This is a genomic window from Helicobacter ailurogastricus, assembly GCF_001282945.1.
GTDB lineage: Bacteria > Campylobacterota > Campylobacteria > Campylobacterales > Helicobacteraceae > Helicobacter > Helicobacter ailurogastricus.
This window is the reverse complement of the sequence record NZ_CDMG01000004.1, coordinates 100,623-121,858: the sequence shown is the minus strand read 5'-3', so window position 1 is coordinate 121,858 and position 21,236 is coordinate 100,623. Positions and strand designations below refer to the sequence as shown.

At 48.2% G+C, this 21,236-nt stretch carries 19 protein-coding genes; 9 read left to right on the top strand and 10 right to left on the bottom strand.

What is annotated here, in order from left to right; all coding sequences use genetic code 11:
* Positions 1-28 precede the first annotated feature (28 nt).
* Positions 29-1,708 carry a methyl-accepting chemotaxis protein gene (locus HAL07_RS03605; protein WP_053945148.1) on the top strand — a complete coding sequence of 560 codons (1,680 nt, stop codon included), beginning with the start codon at positions 29-31 and terminating at the stop codon, positions 1,706-1,708.
* Here HAL07_RS03605 and selA read toward each other — a convergent pair.
* Entirely contained in the window at positions 1,705-2,988 is a 1,284-nt protein-coding gene (gene selA / locus HAL07_RS03600) for an L-seryl-tRNA(Sec) selenium transferase (protein WP_082355816.1), read from the bottom strand. The genes HAL07_RS03605 and selA overlap by 4 nt on opposite strands.
* Before the next feature lie 69 nt (positions 2,989-3,057).
* On the opposite strand from selA, the gene speA reads away from it, so the two are divergent.
* The 5 genes from speA to HAL07_RS03575 are packed head-to-tail and all read left to right on the top strand — an operon-like array spanning position 3,058 to position 8,931.
* On the top strand, positions 3,058-4,920 hold the full coding sequence (speA, locus tag HAL07_RS03595) for an arginine decarboxylase (protein WP_053945147.1): 1,863 nt from the start codon (positions 3,058-3,060) through the stop codon (positions 4,918-4,920).
* Positions 4,921-4,959: 39 nt separating this feature from the next.
* Positions 4,960-5,874: a carbon-nitrogen hydrolase gene (locus HAL07_RS03590; protein ID WP_053945146.1), complete on the top strand. Its 915-nt coding sequence runs from the start codon at positions 4,960-4,962 to the stop codon at positions 5,872-5,874.
* Between the two features lies 1 nt (position 5,875).
* Positions 5,876-6,265 (top strand): hypothetical protein, encoded by a 390-nt coding sequence (locus HAL07_RS03585; protein WP_053940867.1) that lies wholly within the window; start codon positions 5,876-5,878, stop codon positions 6,263-6,265.
* Between the two features lie 39 nt (positions 6,266-6,304).
* Positions 6,305-7,600 carry a Na+/H+ antiporter family protein gene (locus HAL07_RS03580; RefSeq protein WP_053945145.1) on the top strand — a complete coding sequence of 432 codons (1,296 nt, stop codon included), beginning with the start codon at positions 6,305-6,307 and terminating at the stop codon, positions 7,598-7,600.
* Between the two features lie 56 nt (positions 7,601-7,656).
* On the top strand, positions 7,657-8,931 hold the full coding sequence (locus HAL07_RS03575; protein WP_238374481.1) for an MATE family efflux transporter: 1,275 nt from the start codon (positions 7,657-7,659) through the stop codon (positions 8,929-8,931).
* On the opposite strand, the gene gmd is transcribed toward HAL07_RS03575, so the two are convergent.
* Positions 8,924-10,027: a GDP-mannose 4,6-dehydratase gene (gene gmd, locus HAL07_RS03570; RefSeq protein ID WP_053945143.1), complete on the bottom strand. Its 1,104-nt coding sequence runs from the start codon at positions 10,025-10,027 to the stop codon at positions 8,924-8,926. The two genes, HAL07_RS03575 and gmd, sit on opposite strands and share 8 nt — an antisense overlap.
* 9 nt (positions 10,028-10,036) lie before the next feature.
* On the bottom strand, positions 10,037-11,425 hold the full coding sequence (locus HAL07_RS03565) for a mannose-1-phosphate guanylyltransferase/mannose-6-phosphate isomerase (protein WP_053945142.1): 1,389 nt from the start codon (positions 11,423-11,425) through the stop codon (positions 10,037-10,039).
* Between the two features lie 221 nt (positions 11,426-11,646).
* On the opposite strand from HAL07_RS03565, the gene HAL07_RS03560 reads away from it, so the two are divergent.
* Positions 11,647-12,966, top strand: a complete 1,320-nt coding sequence (locus HAL07_RS03560) for a hypothetical protein (protein ID WP_053945141.1) — start codon at positions 11,647-11,649, stop codon at positions 12,964-12,966.
* On the opposite strand, the gene gltX is transcribed toward HAL07_RS03560, so the two are convergent.
* Together gltX and dapF are read right to left on the bottom strand one after the other, a co-directional pair.
* Entirely contained in the window at positions 12,928-14,343 is a 1,416-nt protein-coding gene (gene gltX, locus HAL07_RS03555) for a glutamate--tRNA ligase (RefSeq protein WP_053945140.1), read from the bottom strand. The two genes, HAL07_RS03560 and gltX, sit on opposite strands and share 39 nt — an antisense overlap.
* Positions 14,344-14,358: 15 nt before the next feature.
* The gene (gene dapF / locus HAL07_RS03550) at positions 14,359-15,141 is read right to left on the bottom strand and encodes a diaminopimelate epimerase (RefSeq protein WP_053945139.1); all 783 of its coding nucleotides are present in this window, start codon (positions 15,139-15,141) and stop codon (positions 14,359-14,361) included.
* A 43-nt stretch (positions 15,142-15,184) separates the two neighbouring features.
* Here dapF and HAL07_RS03545 point away from each other — a divergent pair, with 43 nt between their 5' ends.
* Entirely contained in the window at positions 15,185-16,240 is a 1,056-nt protein-coding gene (locus HAL07_RS03545; RefSeq protein ID WP_053945138.1) for an AI-2E family transporter, read from the top strand.
* On the opposite strand, the gene HAL07_RS03540 is transcribed toward HAL07_RS03545, so the two are convergent.
* The 5 genes from HAL07_RS03540 to HAL07_RS03520 all read right to left on the bottom strand — a co-directional run bounded on the left by HAL07_RS03540 (position 16,237) and on the right by HAL07_RS03520 (position 20,389).
* Positions 16,237-17,892 (bottom strand): L-lactate permease, encoded by a 1,656-nt coding sequence (locus tag HAL07_RS03540; RefSeq protein ID WP_053940876.1) that lies wholly within the window; start codon positions 17,890-17,892, stop codon positions 16,237-16,239. The two genes, HAL07_RS03545 and HAL07_RS03540, sit on opposite strands and share 4 nt — an antisense overlap.
* A gap of 84 nt (positions 17,893-17,976) precedes the next feature.
* The gene (locus HAL07_RS08395; RefSeq protein ID WP_370695957.1) at positions 17,977-18,333 is read right to left on the bottom strand and encodes an outer membrane beta-barrel protein; all 357 of its coding nucleotides are present in this window, start codon (positions 18,331-18,333) and stop codon (positions 17,977-17,979) included.
* Positions 18,237-19,463, bottom strand: coding sequence for an outer membrane beta-barrel protein (locus HAL07_RS08390; RefSeq protein ID WP_082355814.1), 1,227 nt, complete (start codon positions 19,461-19,463; stop codon positions 18,237-18,239). The genes HAL07_RS08395 and HAL07_RS08390 overlap by 97 nt, the downstream gene beginning before the upstream one ends.
* An 18-nt stretch (positions 19,464-19,481) precedes the next feature.
* Positions 19,482-19,715, bottom strand: a complete 234-nt coding sequence (locus HAL07_RS03525; RefSeq protein WP_053945137.1) for a hypothetical protein — start codon at positions 19,713-19,715, stop codon at positions 19,482-19,484.
* A gap of 98 nt (positions 19,716-19,813) precedes the next feature.
* Entirely contained in the window at positions 19,814-20,389 is a 576-nt protein-coding gene (locus tag HAL07_RS03520; RefSeq protein WP_082355842.1) for a thiamine phosphate synthase, read from the bottom strand.
* A gap of 195 nt (positions 20,390-20,584) precedes the next feature.
* Here HAL07_RS03520 and HAL07_RS03515 point away from each other — a divergent pair, with 195 nt between their 5' ends.
* Complete coding sequence (locus HAL07_RS03515; RefSeq protein ID WP_082346322.1) at positions 20,585-21,133, top strand: YtfJ family protein; 549 nt, start codon at positions 20,585-20,587, stop codon at positions 21,131-21,133.
* Positions 21,134-21,236 lie beyond the last annotated feature (103 nt).

The window sequence follows — 21,236 nt, the reverse complement described above, 5'->3', positions numbered from 1 at the left end:
AGTTAGATCAAGGCTGGGGGATGAGGCGATGCGTGTTGGAATCAAAATCTTACTGAATATTTTCTTCTCTTTGGTTGTGTTGGGTATCTTAGTGATCTTGCTGACAGATTATAAGCAACATGTCCTCGTGCAGGAATTGATCCATGTTACAGAACAAGATATTATCAAAAAGAAAGAAGAAGCCTTGCGAGACATGTTTAGCTTAATCGAGCATGGAATACACCGCTTCTACCGCATACAGTCTTCAAAAGAGCTGGCTCTCAAATTCACTCTAGACTATTTTAAAGTCATCAACAATGACCGAAGTTCGGTTTATATGGTGGCGGTGGATAAAGAGGGTAAGGTGCTCTTTGATCCAGTCAATCCAGACACTGTGGGTAAAAGTGGGCTCAACTTGCAGAGTCCAGATGGAGTTTATTATGTGCGTGGCTATTTAGAGGAGGCGCAAAAAGGCGGGGGTTACACCCGCTACAAAATGCCCAAATCTGCCGGGGGCACACCTGAGCCTAAAGTGGCTTACAGCAAATACGACCCGGTGAGCGATATGGTCATTGTAACGACCACCTACTACAGCGATATTTTAAAAGACTTTGATAGTGTCGAGGAAGATGCAAAAAAAAGAATGCTAAAAAATTCGCACATTTTGGCTGTGTGGATCAGTGGCACGGTGTTGCTGATGATTTTGATTTCTAGCATCGCCATTTATTTTGCGATCATCCGGCGTCTCAAAGCAACTGTGAAACAGGTTTATAACTTTGGACAAGGGGATAAGGACTTAACTAAACGCTTAGTGGTGAAAAGGGGGAGTGATGATGTGAATAAAGTCGCCGCAAGCATCAACACCTTTGTGGAAAAAATCCACAAGTGCGTGCAGAACATGAAAGACAATAGCGTACATAACAAGTCTTTAGCGCACAAATTAAAAACCATCATTGATGCCACCTATAAACGGGCTAAGGGCAATGCAGCCGTGATCCACGACATTTACCAAGAGTCTAGTGCGCTGACCGCTTCTGTGGCGCGCTCGGTTCAGACCGCCCAAGATGTGGGTAGTAAGTTAGGACAAATGCAAGTTTCCATTGAAGAGTCTAATGCTTCTTTAGCCACAATGTTGGTCCAAATATTAGAAGGGGCTAAAACCGAGGAAGAATTGGCTAATAAGATTGAGCAACTCAGCAAAAACGCCGACAGCGTGAAAAGCATTTTACACATCATCAACGACATCGCCGATCAGACAAACTTATTAGCTTTAAACGCCGCCATTGAGGCCGCTAGAGCGGGCGAGCATGGGCGTGGCTTTGCGGTGGTGGCCGATGAAGTGCGTAACCTAGCCGCACGCACACAAAAAAGCCTAGCCGAGATCAACAGCACAATCGGGGTGATCGTGCAAGAGATCAACGATGTCAGCAGCCAAATGAATCTCAATTCTAAGAAAATTGAAGAGCTCAGCGCGGGCAGTATGGAGGTGCAAGAGCGCTTTAAAACCATGAGTGCAGAGGTGGGGGCGGTGGTGGAAAACACCCACGCTTTCATCAAGGATTACAACAAAACCGGGGAGAGCGTCCATGCCATGGCGGGGCGTTTAACTCAAGTAGAAAACGCCACCAACGAATCCCTAGAGGATGCCAAAGAGATCGCTAACCTAGCCAATTCGCTCAACACCTCCACCGCCGCGCTAGACATAGAAATCAACCAGTTTAAAACTTAGAGCGCGCTCTTAACGATGCGGGCAATGCCCACCAAGTCCTTTTCAAAAAGGGCGAAGGTGTCCAAAAGCACCCCATCAGAGCGCAACACGCAGGCAAGCCCCTGTTGGTGAAGGACGTTATGAAACTCTTTAAAATCTCTTTTAGACGTTAAAAGTAGCCCAAAACTTCTCAACCCGTTGTCAGCCACACCCCCGCCTATGCGGGCGGTTGTTTCTAAAAGCATGGCTTTAATGGGCGTTGCGCTTAAAAGCTGTAAAAGTTTTAACGCCTTGTTTAAAAGGGTGTCTCTGTCTTGGGCTAAGAGTCTTTGTGTGGGGTTTGTTTGCCCTTGTATATGCGCTTGCAAACTTCTAGCGAGCATGTAAAGCTGGATTTTATCCGCTCTAAACGCCCGATAAAGGGGGTGTTTGGCTAAAGCTTGGACGCACTCTTTAGCCCCTAGCACAATCCCCCCTTGCACACTGCCTAAGAGTTTATCCGCGCTAAAGCTCACCAAGTGGGCGTGTTTTAAGGATTTTTGCACTTCTTCAATGCCTTGCATGCTCCCCAAGTCTTCATAAAATAAGATTTTATGCGCCGTGGCGAGTTTATACAATTCTTTTGCCCTAACAGAGGCGACAAAGCCTTGTTGGGAGAAGTTGCTTAAGTGGATGGTTGTGATGAGTGTTGTTTGTGGGCTTAGGGCGTGTTGGTAGTCTTGTAGGTAGGTTTTGTTTGTGCTGCCGACAAATTTAAGGTTTGTCACACAATCTAAAAGCTCGTGCGCCCTAAAATGCCCCCCGATCTCCACTAATTGCCCGTAGGAAAGTAAAGTTTCTTTGTTTTGGGCTTTGGGCGCAAAGACACTCGCGACTAAGACTAAGGCACTGGCATTGTTATTTAAGATGAGGGCATCTTCTGCCCCAAAGAGCATTTTTAAAAGCTCTTGCACTAAGTGGCAGCGGTTAGCCCTTTTGCCCGTGTCATCCACTTCTAAATTGACATACCCGCTTAAAAGCTCTAATTCTTTCAAATGGCTAGGCTCTAAACACGCACGCCCCAAATTTGTAGAAAGCACAACCCCCGTAGCGTTGTAAAGGGGCTTTAAGGGGGGCGACATTACAGCGTGGTAGCGTTCCTTGACAAGTCCGACCCACTCGTCCAAATTAGCGCAAGTAAAGGGGGTTTCTTGGTGCGCTTTAAAAAGGGCGGTGGCTAGGGATTTTAGGCTGTCTTTGGGGTAGTTTTTTAAGGCTGGGGCATTTAGCAGGGCGTGCATGGCGGGGGGGTTGGTTTTCATAGGGGGAATTGTAACACAAAAGGGGGTTTTTTAGTTATACTGAAAGCTTATTAATGCATAGGGATTGGCATGCAAAATTATGGCTTGAATTACTGGGGCAAGGAGGATTTTATCATCGAGGGGGGGCTTGTAAAAGTCAATGCCGGCAACAAGCCAAGCCTATTAGACATGGTTTTAGACATGCGCGAGCAGGGCTTTAAAGGCCCTTTGTTGCTTCGCTTCCCCCACTTGATCGCCAAACAAGTACACAAGCTCTTTTCCATGTTCTCCCACGCCATCGCACAATACAATTACGGCGGGGCGTTTAAGGCGGTCTTTCCTTTAAAGGTCAATCACATGCCAAACTTCGTGCACGCTTTGGTGGAGATTTCAGAGCAATTCAAGGGGGCGTATGGACTGGAAGCGGGCTCTAAAGCGGAGCTGATTTTAGCGATGGCGTATGTCCACGAAAACGCCCCCATCACCGTCAATGGCTTTAAAGACAAGGAGATGATCGAGCTAGGCTTCATCGCCGCGAGCATGGGGGCGGACATCACACTCACCATTGAGGGCCTCAGTGAATTAAAGAGCATCATTGAAGTGGCGCTCGAAAATAACACGATTGGCGAAAATGTTAAGTTTTGTCCTAAAATTGGCATCCGTGTGCGCTTACACAGCTCGGGGGTGGGGGTGTGGGCTAAAAGCACGGGCATCCACGCCAAATTTGGGCTTGCCAGCACTGAATTACTAGAAGCCATGCACCTACTGGAAACGCACGGACTCCTCGGACAACTTTCCATGATCCACTTCCATATCGGCAGCCAAATTAGCGACATCACGCCCTTAAAAAAGGCCCTTAAAGAGGCGGGCAACATTTACGCCGAGTTGCGTAAAATGGGGGCGTTTAATCTAAATAGCATCAACATCGGGGGGGGGCTTGCCATTGAGTATTCGCAGCACAAACACCAATGCGAGCGCAACTACACCCTAGAAGAGTTTGCCGGCGATGTGGTGTTTTTATTAAAAGAGATTGTGAAGAATAAAAAAGAGTTAGAGCCTAACATTTTTATCGAGTCGGGGCGGTTTATCAGTGCCACACATGCTGTGTTGGTTGCGCCTGTATTAGAACTATTTTCTCAAGATTATGACGAAAGCACCTTGCGGCTTAAAAAATCCAACCCCCCCTTAGTGGCAGAGATGGAGGATTTATACCACAACATCAACAGCAAAAACGCCATTGAGTATTTGCACGACAGCTTAGATCATATGGAGTCGCTGTTTACGCTCTTTGATTTGGGCTATATAGACTTGCAAGATCGCAGCAATGCTGAGGTGTTGGGGCATTTGATCATCAAAAAGGCGATCGGGTTTCTACGCCACAAAGATCATAACGACATCATCCGTATCCAAGAGCAGGTGCAAGAGCGGTATTTACTCAACTGCTCGTTTTTCCAAAGCTTGCCCGATTATTGGGGCTTAAGACAGGGCTTTCCTGTGATGCCCCTACACAAACTCGATGAAGAGCCCACAAGGAGTGCGAGTTTGTGGGACATCACATGCGATAGCGATGGGGAGATCAGCTTTGATAAAGACAAGCCCCTATTCTTGCACGATGTGGATGTGCGCCAAGAGGATTACTTTTTGGGCTTCTTTTTAGTGGGGGCTTATCAAGAGGTGCTGGGCATGCACCATAATTTATTCACACACCCCACAGAGTGCAGCGTGCAAATCGCAGAAAGTGGTTATGAACTTACCGACATTGCCCAAGCCCAAACCATCCTAGACGCTTTGGAGGATTTGGATTACGACACCAAAGAGATCGAGCGGATTTTAAAACAAAAAATCGAAGACAGCGAGCTTTTAGAGGACAACGAGGATAAAAAGGAGATGCTCGGGCGGTTGTATGTGATGCTGAGTGAAAATGGGTATTTGAAGACTCTCGCCCAAGAGTAGGTTTTTTGTTATAATTTGTCTTTTTTAAAGGAGCGAAAAATGCAGGATTTTAAGACAGGCACAAGACCCCCCATTTGTGTAGCCATTTTGCAACACGGCTATCAGGGCAGCGCGCAAGCCACTTTAGAGCACACGACTAAGCTTCTAGCGCAAGCCAAAGAGAGACACCCGCAATTAAATTTAGTGGTCTTGCCCGAGTTACACCCCTACCCCTATTTTTGCCAGCACGAAGACCCTAAGTATTTTGCGTGGGCGAAGGACTTTAAGGCGCAGTGCAATTTTTTAAGCGCTCTGGCTAAGGCGCACGAAGTGGTGTTGGTGGGCTCACTCTTTGAGGAGCGCATGGTGGGGGTGTACCACAATAGTGCGGTGGTGTTTGAAAAGGACGGCAAATTGCTTGGGGTGCAAAGAAAAATGCACATCCCCGATGATCCTAGATTTTACGAAAAGTTTTACTTTACCCCGGGGGATAAATACGCCCCCATCGCTAGCAGTGTGGGCAATTTAGGGGTTTTGGTGTGTTGGGATCAGTGGTATCCAGAGGCCGCACGGCTTATGGCGTTGCAAAAGGCGGACATTTTGATTTATCCTAGTGCCATCGGGTGGTTTTGCGATGAAGAGAGCGAGGATTTAGAAGAAAAGGCCCTGCAAAGGCAGGCGTGGATGGGGGTGCAAAGGGGGCATAGCATCGCCAACACGATCCCCGTCATCGCGTCTAATCGGGTAGGCTTTGAGTCTGACCCCTCGGGCAAGACCAGTGGCTTGGAGTTTTTTGGCTCCAGCTTTGTTTTTGGGGCTTTTGGCAAAGAATTAGCTCAAGCGGGCTTTGAGGAAGAAATTTTGTATGCGTGCATCGATTTGGATGAAAGTGCAAGGGTGCGCCAAATGTGGCCATTTTTTAGGGATCGGCGCATAGACACCTACAAGCCTTTGATAAGAAGAGTGGTGGATTAACATGCGTTTAAAAATCTTAAAAATGGTGTTGTTGGCGTTTGTGGGGTTAAACTCGTCTTTATTAAGTGCTTATTCTGCACTAAGAAGCGATGGGTTTCTTAGCCAAGTTTTAGCCACGCATTTTATGCGCTCTGCCATCACGAGCCATAATTTGGCCTTGCAAGGCGATCGCTCCACTCTTTTTACGGGCGCTATCTGCGATACAATGGGTGAGCCCTACAAATGCTATCTGCTTAGAGCTCTCGTTTTATCTCGTTTTGAAAAGGCGGCTAGCACCTACCAAGCAAAGAGGATTGAGTTAGAGGATGGGCGCATGCCTGAGCCCTTTATCTTAGCCACCAAAAAAGCGTTACAAGATTTTGCGCATGCTCTCGTTAGGGAGCAAAAGTGATGGGGGTGGTTTTAAAGAGTGGGTTAAACAGGTAGCGTTATGGCTTTATGGAGCAATCCAGCGGTCGTTGCCGTGCTTGTCATGGTGGGTTTGAGCCTTGCTCGCTTGAATATCTTGCTTGCGATCATCAGCGCCGCGCTTGTGGGGGGGCTTATGGGCGGGCTGGGGCTTGTAGACACGACTAAAATTATGATCAATGGCATGCAGGGCAATTTAGAAACCGCTTTAAGCTATGTTTTGCTCGGGGCTTTGGCGGTCACGATTTCTAGCGGCAACTTAATGAAAGTGCTTTTGCATAAACTCATCAACATCATGGATCAAAAGCGCACGGTTTTTTGCTTTTTAATCGCCTTCATCGCCTGCTTTTCGCAAAATTTAATCCCCGTACATATCGCCTTTATCCCTATTTTAATCCCCCCCTTGTTGCATTTAATGAATCGCTTACAAATTGACAGGCGGGCGGTGGCTTGCGCGCTCACCTTTGGCTTGCAAGCCCCCTACATGACCATTCCGGCGGGCTTTGGACTCATCTTTTTAAACCTCATCGTGGATAATCTGCGCAAAAATGGCATACAGACAAACCTTAACGAAGTGGTGGCGGTCATGTCCATTTCTGGTTTAGCCATGCTCTGTGGCCTTGTGGTGGCGGTGTTGATCCTTTATAGAAAACCCCGCTTCTATGAAGACCGCCTGGAAAGCACCACCCATGAAGAATTAAATTTGCAAACAAAAGACTATCTCGCTTTAGTCGGCATTGTTTTAGCCTTTGTGGTGCAGATCGCTACGGGTTCTTTACCGCTTGGGGCGTTCATCGGTCTTATGGTGATGCTTGTGGGCGGGGTGATTAAGTGGGGGCAAATGGATAGTGTGATCGATGAAGGCGTGAAAATGATGGCGTTTGTCGCCTTTGTCATGCTCGTGGCTTCTGGCTTTGGCGAAGTCTTGCAAAAGACACACGCCATCACGGATTTAGTCCATATTGCCAGTGGGGCGATCTCGGGCAAGTTTGCAGGGGCTGTGATTATGCTAGTGATTGGGCTATTCATCACGCTAGGCATAGGGACTTCCTTTGGCACGCTCCCCATCATCGCGACTTTTTATTGCCCGCTGTGTTTGGCTCTAGGCTTTGATGCAAAGGCGGCCATCTTGCTAATAGGCATCGCGGCGGGCCTGGGCGATGCGGGCTCACCGGCTTCAGATAGCACCATAGGGCCGACCACGGGGCTTAACGCCGATGGACAACACAACCACATTTATGACACATGCCTACCCACCTTCTTGGTCTATAATGTCCCTTTAATGGTCTTTGGGGTGGCGGGAGCGTTGCTATTATAAAAGCGCAAAAATGGTGGCGTTTAAGGCGGGTACTCAAACTTGCCATCCCCTCAGGGGTGAATAATTTTTTAGAGATCTTTGTGGTGGCCGTGTCTGTGGTCTTTATGGGGAAACTCTCAGACAACCACATTGTGGCAATGGGGGTGGGGTTGCAATACATCATGCTTTTTTATGCCCTAAACTCTATTTTTTATATAGGCACAAACGCCACACTTAGCCGCCTAGTGGGGGCGAAAGACACCGAATTGGTCGCGATCGGATATTCAAGCATTTTAATCGGAGCGTGTGGCCTGTGCGCGGTGGCTGGGGTGGTGGGTTTTTTAGGCATTGACTCTTTCGTGGCATGGATGGGGATAGAGGGCACCGCTAGCGATCTGGCTAAAAAGTATTTGCAAATCCTCATTTGGGCAATGCCAGCCGTTTTCATTAAAAACACCATGGCAAGCGCGCTGGCAAGCTTGTCTGACACTCTAACCCCCTTTGTGCTAAAAATCCTGATGAGTGGGCTTTGTCTGTTCTTAAACGATGCCTTGATTTTCGGGCATTTTGGCTTTGCGCGCCTTGGTATTAAAGGGGCGGCACTGGCTGGCGTGGCGGTGGCGTTTTTAGAGCTGATGTTGCTCTTTTTAGCCATCACCCTTAAAAAAAACCCCCTAAAGTTCCGCTTGGTTTTTGATGGTAATTTATTTAAAAAAGCTTGGCAAGTGGGCTGGCCCTCGGGCTTTGAAAGGCTTTTGACGCTCTTTTCTATGGCGCTAGTGTCTAAGTTTGTGGCAAGTTATGGCAATGAAGTTTTAGCGGGCATGCAAGTGGGTTTAAGGATTGAAACCTTTAGCTACATGCCCGGCCTTGGCTTTACCATTGCGTGTATGGTGCTCGTGGGGCAACACTTAGGGGCCAATCAAGTGAATAGAGCGCAAGAGTACATCCGCACGATTTTAAAGGTCGCGGGAGTCTTGTTGGGGGTTTTGGGGGTGTGTATGCTGATCTTTGCCAAACCCTTAGCTACAATCTTTAGCTCCAATGCAAGGGTTGTGCAAGTGGCTTCGTGGTATTTAATGGCGGTGGGCTTAAGCCAAATGCCCCTCATATGTTTATTTGTGCTGGATGGGGCTTTTAGGGGGGCGGGGATGGCCAAGTTTTCGCTGTTCATCAACACCTGTAGCCTGTGGAGTTTGCGGATTTTGCCCATGTTTGTTTTATGGCGGTTGGGGGCTTCTGTGCGCTGGTTCTTTGTGTTGATTTGCTTTGAAACCTTTGCGCGGGCGGGCTTTTTCTACATTGCCTACAAAAAGGGCATTTGGAAAAAGCCCGGGCGTTTTGCTACTTAGTTAAAGACTCTTTGCGGGCCAACTCCAAATCGCTTTGCAGCATGTCTAGCACTAAATCTTGCACGCTAAACTCTCTTTGCCAGCCTAACTCTCTTTCAATTTTAGACGGATCGCCTAAGAGCAAATCCACTTCAGTGGGGCGGAAATAGCGAGCATCTACGCGCACCAAAACCTGCCCTTTTTGTAGGGCAACGGGCTTTAGCCCGTTTAAAAGAGGGCTGGGTGTGAAGTCTACCAAAACCCCCTTTTCCTCTAGCCCACTGCCTTGAAACTCCAGCTTGAGCCCCAGCTTTTCACACGCCATTAAAACAAACTCTCTAATGGGCATGGTCTGTCCGCTTGCCACGACATAATCCACGGGCTTGTCATGCTGTAAAATCAAATGCATGGCCTTAACATAGTCTTTAGCGTGTCCATAGTCGCGTTTTGCGTCTAAATTGCCTAAATACAAGCACTCTTGCAAGCCCAAAACAATGCGGCTTAAAGCCATCGTGATTTTGCGCGTTACAAAGGTTTCGCCGCGCATGGGGCTTTCGTGGTTGAATAAAATCCCATTGACCGCAAACATGTTGTAGGCTTCGCGGTAGTTTTTTGTGATGTAATAGGCGTAAAGTTTAGCCACAGCGTAGGGGCTTCTTGGGTTAAAGGGAGTGTTCTCGTTTTGCGGCGTTTGCAAGACTTCTCCGAACAGCTCAGAGGTGCTGGCCTGGTAAAAGCGGGTGTCTTTTAGGTCTAAAAAGCGCATGGCTTCTAAGATACGCAACGCTCCCAACGCATCCACATTCGCCGTGTATTCGGGCATCTCAAAGGACACTTGCACATGGCTTTGGGCGGCGAGGTTGTAAATCTCTGTGGGCTGGACTTTGGCAATTAAGCTGGTCATGTTGCTCGAGTCGGTCAGATCGCCATAGTGCAAAAAGAAGCGGTTCTTATGGGCGTGTATGTCCTCATAAATCGCGTCTATACGGGCAGTGTTAAAAGACGAGCTGCGCCTCTTAATGCCATGCACCTCATAGCCCAAATCCAATAAATAGCGGGCTAAATAACTTCCATCCTGTCCTGTAATGCCCGTGATGAGGGCTCTTTTTGTTGTCATTAATGTCCTTTAAGGTCGTTGGTAATCATCGTGCAAGCGTTCAATGTCGCTTTCATCTAAAATCTCCCCGCATTGCACTTCTAGGATTTTTAGAGGTTGGTTAGTGTCGTTGCCTAGTCTGTGGATTTGCCCTTGCTTGATAAACACACTCTCATTAGTCGGCACGCTTAAAGACTTTTTGCCCACCACCACGCTAGCCACCCCCTCGACCACGACCCAATGTTCGCTTCTGTGCTGGTGTCTTTGTAGGCTGAGGCGTTTATGTGGCGCAATCTCTAAGAGTTTCACTTTAAAAAAGGGTCTTTCTAGCAAAACTTCAAAGCTCCCCCACGGGCGGTATTCTAGGGGGTAGGTTTTAAGCAGTTGGGGTGCGCTGTGCTCGACCTGTGCCACAAACTCTTTTAAATCGTCTAAATGCGCCTTTGTGGCGACTAACAAAGCGTCCTTGCTATCGACCACCACGCACTCCTCCAGCCCGAGCAAACACACTAATTTATCGGGCGCGCTACAGGTGTAGTTGTTCTTAGCATGTAGGCTTAAAAGGGGGTTGTTGTGCGCCACATTGCCCTCGCTATCAGGGGTCAAACTCGCCTGCAAACTCGTAAAATGCCCCACATCTTGCCAATGGGCATCTAAGGGCACTAATTTTAAGCCCTTGCATTTTTGCCACAAGCATACATCCACGCTTCCATCTTCTAACCCATCCATGTTTTCACATTTTAAAATGGTAGGTAGTTTTTTGGCGTTGTAATACACCTTTTTGCACGCTTCGAGCATGTGGGGGGCGTGTTGCAAGCAGGCTTGTAAAAACACCCCGGCTTTAAAGACAAACATCCCGCTGTTGATGTAAAAATCCCCGCCCTCTTGCTGTAATTTGGCGATCTCTTCGGGGTTTGGTTTTTCTATAAAGTCTAAGACTTCACAAACCCCATTTTGCACGCGCGCACAGCGCACAAAGCCGTATTGGTTGCTCGGCTTCTTGGCGATTCCAAAGAGCACCATTTGATCGTCCTTAGCGCACTCTAGGGCGGTTTTTAAGGCAGCATTAAAGGCTTTTTGATCCATCAAATGGTCTGTGGGGCTGATGACTAGAGTTTCATTAGGATCGCAAGAGAGGGCGGCAAGCATTAAGGCGTTCATGGTGTTCTTGCCCGCACTCTCTAGCAAAAATTGCGTGCGTTTTTCTAGCTGGGCTTTTGTGATCTCTTCTAGAGCATGGAAGTAATGCGCTTCATTGCACACCACTAAAAATTTTGCCTCGGGGGAATTTAGCCTCTCTAAGGCGAGTCCAAAAAGACTTCGTTCTCCATAGAGTTTTAAAAATTGTTTGGGGAAATGCTCCCGACTTAGGGGCCACAACCTCTTGCCACTCCCCCCGCTTAAAACCACATGCACCACAGACAACCCCCATTAAAAGTAGATTTCAACAACCCCTAGAGGGTCTATTATAGCCAAAGCCAAGCCCTAATACAAACCCCTAGTAAAAAAGGCTTAACGCTCCATTTAATACATAAAAGTCTTATTTTTTGTCCTCTTAAGACCATATAAAAAATTTTTTAAGGTTTATTTTATTTACTTTGTGTTAAAACGATTCGTTTCCCATTTTTACAAGGATTATAATGAAATACATCAAGTCATTGAAGTTAGGTCTGTGTGGTGCGCTTGTGTCTGCGTTCTTACCGACACAAGCAGAGGCGGTGGCTTTTGCTTACGATTTAAAGTTCATGAGTTTTACTTATAACTTAGCGGGTAAGAGCAACCCCTATTGGAATAGCTTGGTGAATATGAAAAATAGGATCATGCCCGAGATCGGGATTCAATTTGACAAGCACCAATCCATGATGTTTGGGGCGTGGTTCATTCAAAACCTGCACACCCACTACAGCTACTTCCCCTACTCTTGGGGTGTGACCATGTATTACAGCGCAGTGGGCAAGGATTTTCGCGCCTACATCGGCATCATCCCTAGGACTTATTCGATCGCTTCCTACCCGCTTGCCGCCTTTAAAAAGCTCTTTTGGTTTAAAGACCCCACCGCGCGGGGAGCGATGTTTCAGTATAAACCCGCTTACAATCCAAACCGCTGGTGGAATGGCTGGGCGGAGTTTATCATCGACTGGTATGGCGGACGCAACTGGAACAATGTCTATGGCAAGAAATACGCCGCCAACCACTACAACATGAATCAGATGCTCTATTTTGGGGCGAGTGAGTGGTCGTTTTTAAAGGGGTATCTAGGCTTTGGGGGGCGCGTGGTCGCTTTCCACAACACCAGCTCTTATAGCATGGGCGATCCTTATCCCTTTGGGGGCAATTCCGACCCGGCGATGCGTGGAGACACCCCACTATGGCCCGGGGGCTACCCCTATGCCAGCGGTGAGCCTCTCGGGGGCGTGCCGGGCAAATACGCCAACCCCACGGTCTTAGATCGCATCTACTACTATGGCTACATTAAAACCAACCTCAAACGGCTTGTGCCCTTCATGGACAAATTCACCGTCGCTTTTGGCACGATGAGCGAGCAAGAGCACTACTGTGTGCGTGCGGGCAATCGTTGCGGACCTAGCCAGTGGTACAACAGCTTTGGGGGGCAATTTGACTTCGATGTGCAGTACAAGGGCTTTGGCTTTTACAACAAATACTACTTCTCCGACAAGCCCCAAATGAAGTTTTACGCCACTTATGGGCGCGCGCTCTATACTGGCTTGCCATGGTACCACGCGCCTAACTTTGAGCGCATCGCGCTTTACTATGTTTATAAAAACAAGTACTTAAGTGTGCGCGCAGATGCTTTCTTTAACTTCATGGGTGGGGGCAATGGACACAGCCTAAATGGGCATGGCGGTCATTGGTTCACCACTTTCCAGCAATTTGTTACGATCGGCATCGACACCCGCCAGCTAGTGGATTTCGTCAGAAGCCACAGCCACAAAATCTAAAAATGCCTTAAATCTGTCTAGGCTTTGCTGAAAGCCTAGCACAAACAAGGCTTCTTTAACCCCAATCCCCCCAGCCTCCCCAAGCAAGGCGATCCTTAAGGGCAGCAGCACCGCCCCGGCTTTAAGCCCCCTATCTTGTATCAGGGCGTGTAGGGTTTTGTCTAAAGTTTCTACACTAATAAAATCCTGCTCTGTGAAACGATCTAATAGGGTTTTTAGCACTTCTAGGGCTTGGGTTTTGTTTTTGAGCTTGTCTAGGGCGTAACTTGTGGGCGCGCTTAAAACCTTGGCCACCCCGCTAGCCATTTCTTTTAAACTTGTTGCCCGACTTTTTAACGCTTCTAGCAAAGTGTCTTGTTGCATTTGGCCTAGGGCGTTAAAGCTTGCAGGCAAATTAAAATCCGCCAACAAGGCTTTTAGTAAATCTGGGGGGCTTTCTTTGATGTAGTGGGTATTGAGCCAATCAAGCTTGTGGGGGCTAAAGCAACTGGGCGCGCTGTTTAAGTCCTTGGGGTTAAAAAATGCCTTCATCTCTTGCAAGCTAAAAATCTCTTGATCTTCGTGGCTCCAACCTAAGCGCACCAAGAAGTTTAACAAAGCCTCTTTGAGATAGCCCAAAGCCTTATAATCCATCACCCCCATCGCCCCATCTCTCTTGCTGAGTTTGTGCCCCTGTTCGTTTAAAATCATGGGCACATGGTAAAAATTAGGGATTTTAAAGCCTAGGGCTTGGTATAAAATGATCTGCTTGGGCGTGTTGCTTAAGTGGTCATCCCCTCTGATCACATCGCTAATCCCCATCAAAGCGTCATCAACCGTCACCACAAAATTATAAGTCGGCACACCACTAGAGCGGGCGATCACAAAGTCGTCTAGCTCCTCGGCTCGCACGCACACCTCCCCCTTGACCCCATCTTTGAAGCGCACTTCCCCATTTAAGGGGGCTTTGATGCGCACCACAGGCTCCACGCCACTAGGAGGCGTGCCTTTAAAGTCCCTATAACGGCGGTCGTAGCGGGGGGTTAGCCCCTGCGCCCTTTGCGTTTCTCTAAGTGTTTCTAGCTCTTCCTTAGACATATAACAATAATACGCCTTGCCCTCATCTAAGAGTTGCTGGACGTGGCGTTTGTAAATGTCTAGCCTCTTAGATTGGTAGAGAATTTGCCCATCCACTTCTAGCCCGACCCACTCAAAGGCTTTTAAAATCGCCTCTGTGGCCTCTTTGACATTGCGATCGAGGTCTGTGTCCTCAATGCGTAAATAAAACCTTCCCCCACACGAGCGGGCGTAAAGGTAGTTAAAAAGGGCGGTTCTAAGCCCGCCGATGTGTAAATGCCCCGTAGGTGAAGGGGCAAAACGCGTAGTCACCATGTGCATCCTTTGTTAAAAAATCTAAATCATAGCAAAGGGAGGGGTGTTAGTCAAACACCGCCCCACTTTTTTCACCGCTCCACTAAAGAGCACTTCATCTTTTTCTAAGCCCAAAGTTAAAACCTCTTTGCTAGGCGGGATACAGCGCGCCTTAGCCTCTACCCCCCTTTTTAGCCCGGCCACAAACACCGCTGCCATGCCCGTCCCACAAGCTAAAGTGATGTCCTCCACGCCCCGCTCATAAGTGGCTAGGTGAATCGTTGTGGGGTTTTTGATGTAAGCGTGATTGACATTGGCGTTAAACCGCTGGCGCAAAGCTTGCATGGTGGGGGTCTTGGCTTTAGGGATGTCTTCTAGGCTAGCCACGAAATGCACTAAGTGAGGCACGCCCGTATCGATCAACGCCCACTCTTGCCCTTGGATGTCCAAAGTGTCTAACCACTTGGGCGCACCTAAATTGCTTTGCACCACACCCCCACTCTGTGTCACTTCCAGCACTTCCACGCTAATCACGCCCGCCCCGCTTAAAAAGCGGTGCTTTTTGGGGGCTAGGGTTTGCTCGTAGGCGTAAAGCCCCACGCAACGGCTCGCATTCCCGCACATATCCGCCAAACTCCCATCGGCGTTGTAAAACTCCCATGTGTAGGCGTGTTGATCGTGGGGCAGTAAGACCACCAGCCCATCCGCTCCAAAGCCATAATGGCGGTTGCAAAGCTCTTTAGCGAGGGCTTGGCGGTTACTTGGCTTAAAATGGTGGGTGATTAAAAAATCATTCCCGCTGGCACAATATTTGTATAGGTGCATCGTTTGCCTTTTTAGGTATTATAAAGCAAAAAAGCGAGTTGGCATGCGTCCGGTGTATTTCTTTTGGCTCTTGTTTGCCATTGCCTTTTATTGGATGCTCTATCTTTACGAAGATTTTTTAATGGATTTACTCATTGCTGGCTTGCTCTGCGTCACGATTTTTTGGCTCAAAGGGTTTTTTGACCACTACATGCGCAACCTCTTTAGCTCCCTTTTGTGCGTCGTGGTGCTCTTAAGCTTTTTGGTCGTGCCCATGTATTTTCTCATCTACAAAAGCACGGATTTCATTGCCCACTTAAACCTAGAAAAATTCGCCTTCTACTTCAACAAGTCTAAAAGCGATCTCTTGCTTTACTTGGAGCGCTTCCCCACTTTGAGTGCCTATGCGCATAAAATCCTGTCTAACCTCTCGGCACAAAATTTCATGTCTTATGTCTTGCACCTCAGCAGCGGCCTGGGCAAATACAGCCTAAAATTTGCCAGCGACACGGCGATGGTCTTGGTTTTTCTCTTTTTGTGTTTCTTTTATGGGCAGCGCTTTTACGACTATATCTTAGACATTCTGCCCTTTGAGAAAATCCAAAGCAAGGAGATTTTTAGAGAGGTGGCGGGGATTTTACGGGTGGTCTTGCTAACTTCTATCATCAATGTCGTTTTACAGGGCTTGGCCTTTGGTTCCTTGGTCGTATTTTTTGGGCTAGATTGGCTCTCTCTTGGGATTTTATACGGGCTTGCCTCGCTCATCCCCATTGTGGGCGGGGCTTTGGTGTGGGTGCCGGTCTCACTGTATGAGCTTTATCGCCACAACCCAAGCACAGCCATCGTCATTGCCCTTTATTCAGTGATTTTTATCGGGGGAGCGATCGACAGCCTCATAAAACCATGGCTCATTGGCTTCATTAAACACCGGGTGTTGAAGATTTCCCTAAAAATCAATGAGATTTTGATCTTCTTTTCGATCTTGGCGGGCATTAGCAAGTTTGGTTTTTGGGGGATTGCCGTAGGCCCTACAATCACCGCTTTTTTTATTGTGCTTTTGCGCCTTTATGAAAAAGAGTTCGCCCGCCGCAAGCGCACAAACGCCCCCCTGCCCCGCTAAGGATTCGTGCTTGGCACGATTTGGGGAAAACCATAGGCGATCACGCTCACCACGATCCCGATCACAATCACAAAGGCGATCGAGTATTTGACCGTGAATTTAAACAGATCGGACTCTTTGCCCGCCAGCCCCACCGCCGCGCAGGCAATGGCGATGCTCTGCGGGCTGATCATCTTGCCCAAAGTCCCGCCCACGGTGTTGGCGGTGAGCGTTAAGATTTCGGGGATTTTTAGATTATCGGCGGTGAGTTGTTGCAAAGAGCCAAAGAGCAAATTAGAGCTGGTGTCGCTGCCGGTTAAGAACACCCCGACCCAGCCAATGATGGGCGAGAAGAAAGTGAAGGCCTTGCCCGTGTGGGTTAAGGCCAGTGCCATAGTGGCGGAAATGCCGCTGTAATTAGACACAAAGGCAAAGCTTAAGACGAGCCCGATGGTTAAGATAGGGTAGCGCATTTCTTTTAAGGTGTCCCCAAAAACTTCGATCGCCTCACTGGCTTTCACGCGGAGCACAAAGATGCTGATGAGCGCGGCCACTAAGATCGAAGTGCCCACGGTGTTAATCAAGGGCAGTTTAAAGACCACAGGACTAGCCGCACTCTTGCCTTCAAACACAAAGGGTGCGCTTTTTAAAATCTTCTGGCTGATGCTGCTAAACTCAAAGTAGAAGTTAGAAAACGCCAACGCCCCGCCCTTAGCAAAGAGCGCCTTAAACCACGGCTGGGTCCAAATGACGATCGTGGCGATCAAGATGATAAAAGGTGCCCACGCCACCAAAACTTTACAGATGTGGTGTTGCTGGCGATCGTGTGTAACTTCTTTGCCATCGCTTCTAAAAATGTGCTTGGGCTGCCAAAAGCGCAAAAAGAGGGCAGTCGCTATGAGCGAAACGATGGCCGATAAAATCCCGGGCAGCTCTGGACCTAGGTAGTTGGAGCTTAAATACTGCGCCAAAGCAAAACTAAAGGCCGCCACAAACACCGCCGGGAAAGTTTCTTTAATCCCCCGCACCCCGTCCATCAAAAACACGATAAAAAAGGGCACCAATAGGCTAATAAAAAATAAAATCTTGCCCGCCATTGCGCTGATAGAAAGCGCGCTCACCCCCACAGCCCCTGCCATCGCTGTGATGGGGATGCCCACCGCCCCAAAAGCCACGGGAGCGGTGTTGGCGATCAAGCACAACCCCGCCGCATACAGCGGGTTTAGCCCAAGCCCCACTAAAATTGCCGCCGTGATCGCCACGGGCCCACCAAAACCAATCGCCCCTTCTAAAAACGACCCAAAGCAAAACCCAATCAAAATCACTAAAATGCGGTGATCGGGGGTGATGGCTTGCACGCTCTCCTTAAGGATTTCAAAGTAACCCGACTTCACACTGAGTTTATACAAGAAGATTGCGGCGATGATGATCCACGAAATGGGCCAGAGTCCATAAAGAAAGCCATAAATGAAGCTGGAAGCCACCATAACCGCCGGCATTTTATAGACGACAAGCGCGATCACCACAGACAGGGCCACGCTCAAAAACGCGGCGGTGTGCCCCTTAAGCTTAAAAACAATTAACGAGGCAAAGAAAAGCACAATGGGTAAAGCCGCCACGAGCGCGCTTAACCCAACACTCCCTCCTAATGGGGCGTAAATCTGATGCCACATAAAAAACTCCTGCGTAGACTAAAACTCTAAGTATAACACATGCTTTAGCAGGGAGCACTGGCCCCCAAATGATGCCTCCCCCCTTTAGAAGTTATAGACATAATTTACAAAGACAGAAACATTGCGCTTGTAACTGATGTTAAAGGACTCGTCTCCACTTGTGGCCTCAAAATAGCTGCTTAAAGCTAAGGGGATGCGCAGGCCCACTTCAAACCCGTGATGCTTGCTCACATTGCTTCTAAAGCCTATGTTTAAGGGGATCTGAAAGTAGGTTGCGTGGATGCTTGCTTGCCTGCCCCGCCTTTTAAGGGCGTGGGCTAGGGCTTTGTAGGCCTTGGCATTTTTCAAAAGCCAAGTGCTACCCGCCAGCATGAAGCCTGCAAAAAACCCCGTGGTGTAATGCCCATTTGCGCTTTCATAGAAGTTGTAGAGCGCATCCACGCCTGCCCCATAGACAAATTGCTTAAGGCTGTGGCGTATTTGTCTGTGAGTGTACCATACTGGTAGCTAAAGCTCCCGTAGTAGCGCAGGCCAAAGCGTTTTTTCTTGCCAAAGAACTGCTTATAGCCCAGTTGGGCATTCACGCCGTATAAATCCCCATTCACATGCCCGCTTTGCGTAGCCACGATAGAAGAGGGCGTGGCGGCTAACAAGCTGGGGTGATCTTTGGCATAAGCTTTGAGTTTGCTTTGTGTGGCTTGTAGATAGGCCAAGAGCGTGCCCAAGTCTTGAATGGCTTTTCCCTTGCCCTGCCGGCTTTGTGGGTCTAGCTGGTTTCTGTGGTTTACAGCAAACAAGCCACCCTCCGTTTGGGTTCTCATAATAGAAGTGTTTAAAAGACTGGTGAGCAAAGCCTGTTGCAACTGCTCCACTTGGGAGATGAGCTGGCTTAAACTGGATTGCAAGCCGACCAAATCATGGCTTGTGTTGGAAGCCAAGTGATAAAAGCCACTGAATGTGTCTTTAAGGTTTTGGGAGATGCTGGCGTTGCTAGACACTTGGTTAAAAAACTGGTTTGTCCCAGCCACTAGAGAGCTGACAGCCTCTGTTGTGTTGTTTGTGCTGGTTTCAACAAGACCAATGAGCGCGTCTGTGTTGGCTTTGATCGTGGTTTTTTCCTCGGCTTTGTAGCTGGCAATGGTTGCAAGTGCCCCATCTCCATCCACTAAGGTTTGCAAGTAGGTTTTAGGCTTAGAAGAGGGCATGGGCACATTAGGGGGCGTGTTTTGCACGCTCATTGGGGGTTGTTTAGGGGATGTGGGTGGGCTTATAGAAATGGGGGGCGGGTCGGTATTTATATTTTTGGGGGGCGTTTGGGTGCTTGGGGCTTTTGTGTGGGTGGGGGGTTGTTGGTTTGCTGTGTTGCCCGGCGCAGGGGTTTGCTTGTTTGGTGTGGGATCAAAGTCGGGGAGTGCCCACGAGGGGGGGTTTGAAAACGATTTGCCATCGGCATCGCAACACCAAATCACACTGGTCCTTTGAAAGCCATCTTTGTCTGTGTCGGCCTCTAAAAAGGGCGAGCAAAGGGCTATGGCTAGACTGGCAGAAGTGTTTTTAAAAGTGTTGTCCATAAAATCTCCTAAAAAGGGTTATCCCCCCACCTTATTTTGGGGCACTTGGGGAGAGGGTAGGGTTGTGGGTTTGGCATTTTGCACATTAAAAAGCGGGGTTTGATTAGCCAAACTGGGGGCCTTGTTTTGCGTGCTTTGCGTGATGTTAGAATACTGAAAGCCCACGGCCCCATAAGCTCCATTGTTTTCAGCGCATAAGGGGCAGTTGGAGGCAAGAGTTCCCAAGATTAAAGCGGTTTTGTATAGATGCACACGACTCCTTTTGCTAGGGATACTAAGCAAAGCTTGTCGCCGCATTTTACTATAAGTAATATTAAGCGCAAAACCCATGGCGTGTTTCAAGCAGTTTTCTAATCATTTAGAAAATAACGGATGCTCGCAAAGCCTTTGATGTGTAGATTTTTCACAAGCTCTATTTGCTCATGGGTTGTGATCCCGCCTAGAGCAAAAACATGGGCTTTTAGCTCGGGGCTTAAAGCCTGCAAGTAGTCTAAACCCAAAGGGGGGGGTTTGTCTGGCGTGGCAAAAATCGGGCTTAAAGTGCAAAAATGCACGCCCAAATCTAGGGCTTGTTGCACCTCTTTAACACTGTGTGCGCTGTAAAAGCTCTGTAAATTTTGGGGGATTTTAAGCACAAAGTCTAGAGCGTGGCTCTTTAAATGCACGCCCCTAAAGCCATATTCTAGGGCGCAATCTAGGCTTTGTTGTGGGGTTTGTAGGTTAAGATAGGCCGTGATTTTAAAAGCATGGCAAAGGCGCGCAAAGGCGGAGTAAAAAGCAGGGCTAAAGGGCGGGCTCGTGTCGGCTTGTCTTAAACACGCCCGATTAGGGGCGTGGGTTTTAAAAACCCGGGTTAAACATGCCTCAAACTCTTTTGCATTGAGGGTTTGTAAAACCTCCGGGGTGATGAAATAAGATTCAAACATGAAAGCCCCCAAAATGCTAAGGTTTAAAAGCCCACAAGATTGAAACTTGGGCCAAATCCTAGCGCATTTTACCAAACAAAAGTGCCTTTGATGCTAAAGCCCAGGCTTGATCCACAGGATTTTTAACAAACACTTGGGGTTTTAGCTTGACATGGTGTATAGTACAGCGCGTAAATTTTATTGAAGGTGAGTGCTTTGAAAAGGATTTTTGGAAGTCTATTTTTGGCATTGGGTGTTGCGTGGGGGACTAACATTACCCTAAACCAGCCTTTAAAAGAGGTGGTGGTTACAGACAAGGGCGAGCTCATTTTGGATGGGGGCTCCATAGAATACAAGTCGTGGGATAGCAAAACCCTGCCCGGAAAAGTTCGGATTTTACAGCACATAGCTGGGCGTAAAAGCGTGAAAGCCGAAAACCAACCCTTGATGGACAAGATCGTGGCGGAGCATTTTGACGACACTAAATACCAAACGACCAATATCATCAATGTGGATGATGCCATCATGGGGACGGGTCTTTTTGTGCGAGGAGAGACTAAAAAAGCTAAAAAAGAGCACCCCAAAAGCCAAGTGGTCATGGACAACGATGGTGTGGTGCAAAAGGCTTGGGATTTAAAAAAGCAAGAAAGCCTCATTGTCGTGCTGGATAAAGAGGGCAAAGTGCGCTTTGTCCATGAGGGCAAATTAAGCGATGCCCAAATGCAACAAGTGCTTGACTTAGCCAAGAAGTTACAACAGGAATAAAAAAGCATTTCTTGCGCCACGCAGAGCCCGTGGATCGTTTTTAAAATTTAGTTATGCCTCGTCTTGGCAAGGGCATTTAGCTGGGTGGGGGTATGGGATGCTT